Consider the following 4,668-nt stretch of genomic DNA (forward strand, 5'->3'; position numbering starts at 1 on the left):
GAATTTAGAATTCTACCTGAATCACGTCTTATTTATACTAAAGCGTAAGCTCGTTAACTGAAATGAAGTTTAGAGTTTACTTATATCCATCCCCCATGGAATCTCTTATTGGCTACCCCCTAGCTTTAATAAGATAGAAAAAAACCTTAGAAATAAGGTTTTTTTTATACAAAAATATAAAAAGAGTATAGAAAAGATTTATTTAATAAAGGGTGAAAGTTGGTTATAATAAGAGTAAAGAGAACAGAGAAAGTTTGAAAGAGTGGAGTGAGAGCTAGTGAGTGAAAGTTTAAATAGAGATATTGTAATAAAAAAGCTTAAATCAGAAGAATGTATTAGTATGTATAAAGATGCGAATATAAATGGAGTTATTTTATTTGGAAGTTTTGCGGAAAATAGTTTTTATGAAGATTCTGATATTGATATTGCAATTTTAAGTGAAAAAAAGCTAGATTTAATGAGTATTATGGAGCTAGAAGAAAGACTAGAGATAATATTTGATAAGGAAATTGATTTAATAAATTTAGATAATGAAGAATTGGACATTAGATTCAAGGTAAATGTTTATGATACAGGAATTTTAGTCTATAATGATGAAAAAAATTTATATGATAAAGATTATGAAAAGGTTAATAAAAAATATAAATATAATGAAACTTTTAGGTTTTTTAGAGAGAGAGATGTGTTGAATGAATAAGGAACGATTATATGATATTATAAAAAATGAGAGAGAAACAGTGGCTCTTTTAGAAAAAGCATTGGAAAGATATAAAAAAGTAGAGGATGAAGATTTAAAGGAAATAATAAAATCAGCAATAAAGCAAAGTTTTCTAGAATACTTTATATTGATTGAGAATTTTACATCAATAACATTGAAAGAATTGAAGATTTATAAAATAAGTGATGATATGGAAAAGGGCTTAAAAAAGCTATATGAAAATAAAATTTTGACAGAGGAACAATTACTATTTTTAAATAAGTATAGAAGATATAGAAGTAGAATTGCTCATGTGTATAAGCAACCATCTGTAGAAGAAATTATTAGTTTTTTTGAAGAAAATAGAGAAAAAGTAATTGGAATAATTGATATTATGGTTAAAATGTATAGAGAGAATTAAATAGATTAAGAAGTTTGTTAAGATAGAAAGACCTTAGAAATAAGGTTTTTTTTTATGCAAAAAATTAAAGAAAAGAAATAAGCTGTAGAAATTTTTCATAGTATGTATTAGGTAGCAGTAATTAGGGGGATTAGGCTTGAGAAATGCTGTAGGGCTAGTATATAGTAGTAGGGAAAAAAATAGTAATAAGTTTTATGTTATGTGGAGCTATAGAGAATGTGTTTATATTAATTCAGGGCGACTTGGTGATAATGGTAAGCTTATAGAAAAAAAGTTTAATATGAGGGATGAGGCCAGGGATTATATTGAAAAGAAGTTGAAAGAAAAATTAAAAAAGGGATATATTAAGTATCCAATTGAAAAAATTTCAATTCATAATAAAAATGATTTTTTATGTGATGCTATAGAATTTAATATAAAAAAAGAGGAAAACCTTAATGATTAGAGTATAAGAAATTTATACTCTATTTTTGTGGAGAATAATACTTGTATTCTAAGCAATCTAAATTGAGATGGAAAATTTTAATGATAAAAATTATTTTATAAAATTGGAAAAGTAGTGATAGGTTTGAGTGAAAGAGTTCGTATAGATAAATGAAATAGAGAAAAGGGGGATGAGATATGGAGGATAAGATTATTATAAAAATGCTTATGAAGAAGAAAGAGAGTGGACTTTCAATGCTTATTGAAAAATATGGAGGGTTCATACGTGATAATATTCTTTTAGAAAAAGAGGATAAAGGAATTAAGTTGATTATAAATGAGGCTATATATGATGATAAAAAAATATTAGTAAGTACAACAATTGACTACAACAATATGGATAAGAATTTGGCTAAGGAAAAAGAAAAGTATGATATAGTACCAGAGCTTGGGAAGATAGAAATTTATAGCAATGGAAAAAAGGTAGAGCATTATGGAGAAGGAATGAGAGGGGAAGATAATGAAGATGGAACTATAGACATTTTATTGAATGCAAGTGGATGGAAAGAAGAATTAGGTGATGAAATAGAGATAAGAATAGGAATGGACAGTATGGATATCCAATATCCTTATAAAGAAAAAGAGGAAATAAAGGGCGATTGGAGTGTGAAATTTAAAATAGATACAAAAAAAGTAAAAGAAGATACAAGAAGTATTAAAATAGATAGAAATTTAAAATTAAAAGATGGAAAAAAAGAAATTGAAGTTAAAATAAATGATTTAAGAATAACACCATTATCAATGAGATTAAGATATGAAGGTAACCGTATGGATTTTAAATTTTATGATGAAAAAGATAAGGAAATAGAATTTACATCTGAAGGTGGAGGTTCTGAGAGTGGTCTTTCATATGAATGGATTAGAGATAGAGAAATAAAGAAAATAAAAGTTGTTCCATTTATAAAAAATAAATTGGGGATAGAGAAAAAATTTGAGGAAGCAACATTTGAGATAAATATCAATGATTTAAAATAGTAGCAGACTGCCTAGAGATAGGCAGTTTATTATTTTTTGAAGCTTATTTCATATGAAGGAAAATATTATCTAACTTTTGCAATATTAGCAATAATTCCACTTAGCTTAATTGCAGCATTTTTTATCCCTAAGATGATGCCTATCTATGGAAGCTTTAGCTTAGGGGCAGTAATTATATCCATATCATTAATAGGAATTTTAATATATCTAATAATGATAACATTCAAAAAAAATATGCTTAAAAATATATTAAAAGAGCCACTATCACAAAGATTAGAAGAATATTAGGAAAAAGGAGCTAGCATATCAGTTGATATAATAGTTCCTTTTTATTTGCCTAATAATAGATATTAATTATTTACTAAAACTGAAAAAGTTATTGTTGTTGATTCGTTTGGTGCTAAGTCATTTAATGGTAGAGTCAATTCTGGAAGAATACTAGTTGAAGGAATACCATCTATAAAAATAGAGTTTGGAATTAAAATACAACCATTTGGAATTGTATCAAAGAAAGTTATATTTTTAGCTGAGGTATTTCCAGTATTTACAAGGGATAAAGTATAAGTTACTGTATCACCAAAAGTAGAAAAAACCTTATTAACAAATTTAGTAAGTGATAACTTAGGGGAAAGACCTAAAGCAGATACTGTATTACTCATGATAGAGTTTGCGATAGGATTTCCAGGAATTATAGATAAGGTGTAGTAAAGGTCTGATGAATTATGGATATAACCATCATTAGGAACTGTAACAACAATAACATCAAATGTGATTGTAATAACAGTATCAATAGTTGAGGATGGAATTGAAAAGCCTAAGTTTGGATTATAGCTTGGTTGGCTAACACTATTAATTTTTACAGAGGATGGTATAAATGTTGTACCAGCAGGCACAGTATCATAGAAAATTGGTGATGTTAAAGCCGTTGTATAGGTAATAGTATTTGTGTAAGTTATAGTATCACCTGCAGAAATATACGGTTTATCTAAAGATTTAGTTAGGATAACGTTAGAATCAAAAGTTACTTTAGAAAGAGTTACATCATCTAAAACAAAATCATTTCCACCACCAGCAGAAGACATTGTTAAAACTTGAAGTGAAATTATTGAATTATCCTTTGTATTAAAAATTTGGCCAATTTGTCCCCAAATACCAAATTGAATATTAGTAGTTTCTCCATAAAAAAGTTGAGTAACTCCATCAGAAGCTAATGCTCTAAAACCAATTTTGCAAGTACCAGGTGCATTTGTTATCATGTTAAGCCAAGCTCCAGCTAAGTAAAAGCTATTAGGAAGGACAGATATAGTTTCTTTAAATAATACTGCATTAGGGTCACCACCATTGATTAAGAAATGATATCCTCTTTCATCAAAAGTAGTATGATTTGTTGTAAAAAACCAACCTTGTGTATTTATATTTTGCAATGTATATCGGTTTTCAGTTAAAAAGATACTTCCAGTAACACCTTGACCATACGTTAATTGCCCAGCTGTAATAGCATTTGTATATGGATAAGAGGAAGGAGATGTATTTATAGTTGTGCCTGCAGGTAATGTACCAAATGTACCATTAGCAGCATTAATTAAAATATTTGAATTAACAAGAACCCCTGTTGGAATGGAAAGGGGAATATTTTTAATTGTTGAATCTATAAAATTTAAGCCAGTAATATTACTAGTAGTAACAGTTACGTTAAAAGTATTTTGACTTAATGAATCTACTATATTTGTATTAGCAATTGGAGATGGAATTTGACTATAATCAGGGTCAGATGGAACGGGGGCTGGAATAGTAGTTGCGTTAGTAAAATCATCAGGGCTTACAATCCCTAAATTATCTTTAGCACATTCAACAACGACATAAGTGCCAGCAGGTACACTATTAAAAGTAAAGGCACCAGAAGAATTAGTTTTGACATAAAGTCCAAGGGATGAACTTGGAGAATATAAACAGATACTAAAACCAGCGAGATTAGTATATGTTCCTAACGATCCATTTCGAGTTCCAGCATGTTTTAAAGTTCCTGAAACAGATGGCATAAATAAAACCTCCTTAAATAAAAAAATATTATTATTGTATAGTATGAAAAAAA

At 28.1% G+C, this 4,668-nt stretch carries 6 protein-coding genes; 5 read left to right on the forward strand and 1 reads right to left on the reverse strand.

Annotated elements, in window-relative coordinates:
* The first annotated feature begins 277 nt into the window (after positions 1-277).
* From mntA to ACRC28_RS08105, 5 genes are all read left to right on the forward strand, one after another.
* The gene (mntA, locus tag ACRC28_RS08085) at positions 278-697 is read left to right on the forward strand and encodes a type VII toxin-antitoxin system MntA family adenylyltransferase antitoxin (protein WP_438542948.1); all 420 of its coding nucleotides are present in this window, start codon (positions 278-280) and stop codon (positions 695-697) included.
* Entirely contained in the window at positions 690-1,118 is a 429-nt protein-coding gene (locus ACRC28_RS08090; RefSeq protein ID WP_438542949.1) for a hypothetical protein, read from the forward strand. Before mntA ends, ACRC28_RS08090 begins: the two co-directional genes overlap by 8 nt.
* A gap of 136 nt (positions 1,119-1,254) precedes the next feature.
* Positions 1,255-1,563, forward strand: a complete 309-nt coding sequence (locus ACRC28_RS08095) for a WGR domain-containing protein (RefSeq protein ID WP_438542950.1) — start codon at positions 1,255-1,257, stop codon at positions 1,561-1,563.
* Between the two features lie 176 nt (positions 1,564-1,739).
* Positions 1,740-2,576, forward strand: a complete 837-nt coding sequence (locus ACRC28_RS08100; protein WP_438542951.1) for a DUF4179 domain-containing protein — start codon at positions 1,740-1,742, stop codon at positions 2,574-2,576.
* Positions 2,577-2,612: 36 nt separating this feature from the next.
* Positions 2,613-2,864 (forward strand): hypothetical protein, encoded by a 252-nt coding sequence (locus ACRC28_RS08105; protein ID WP_438542952.1) that lies wholly within the window; start codon positions 2,613-2,615, stop codon positions 2,862-2,864.
* Positions 2,865-2,926: 62 nt separating this feature from the next.
* Here ACRC28_RS08105 and ACRC28_RS08110 read toward each other — a convergent pair whose 3' ends face one another.
* On the reverse strand, positions 2,927-4,615 hold the full coding sequence (locus tag ACRC28_RS08110; RefSeq protein ID WP_438542953.1) for a DUF11 domain-containing protein: 1,689 nt from the start codon (positions 4,613-4,615) through the stop codon (positions 2,927-2,929).
* Between the last annotated feature and the right edge of the window lie 53 nt (positions 4,616-4,668).

It is taken from the genome of Clostridium sp. (assembly GCF_051650885.1).
In the GTDB taxonomy this organism is placed as follows: Bacteria; Bacillota; Clostridia; order Clostridiales; family Clostridiaceae; genus Clostridium.

Bases quoted from the DNA above. Each gene is read 5' to 3' on its own strand.
- ACRC28_RS08090 (WP_438542949.1), top strand. From the start codon at position 690: ATGAATAAGGAACGATTATATGATATTATAAAAAATGAGAGAGAAACA.
- ACRC28_RS08100 (WP_438542951.1), top strand. From the start codon at position 1,740: ATGGAGGATAAGATTATTATAAAAATGCTTATGAAGAAGAAAGAGAGT.
- ACRC28_RS08110 (WP_438542953.1), bottom strand. From the start codon at position 4,615: ATGCCATCTGTTTCAGGAACTTTAAAACATGCTGGAACTCGAAATGGA.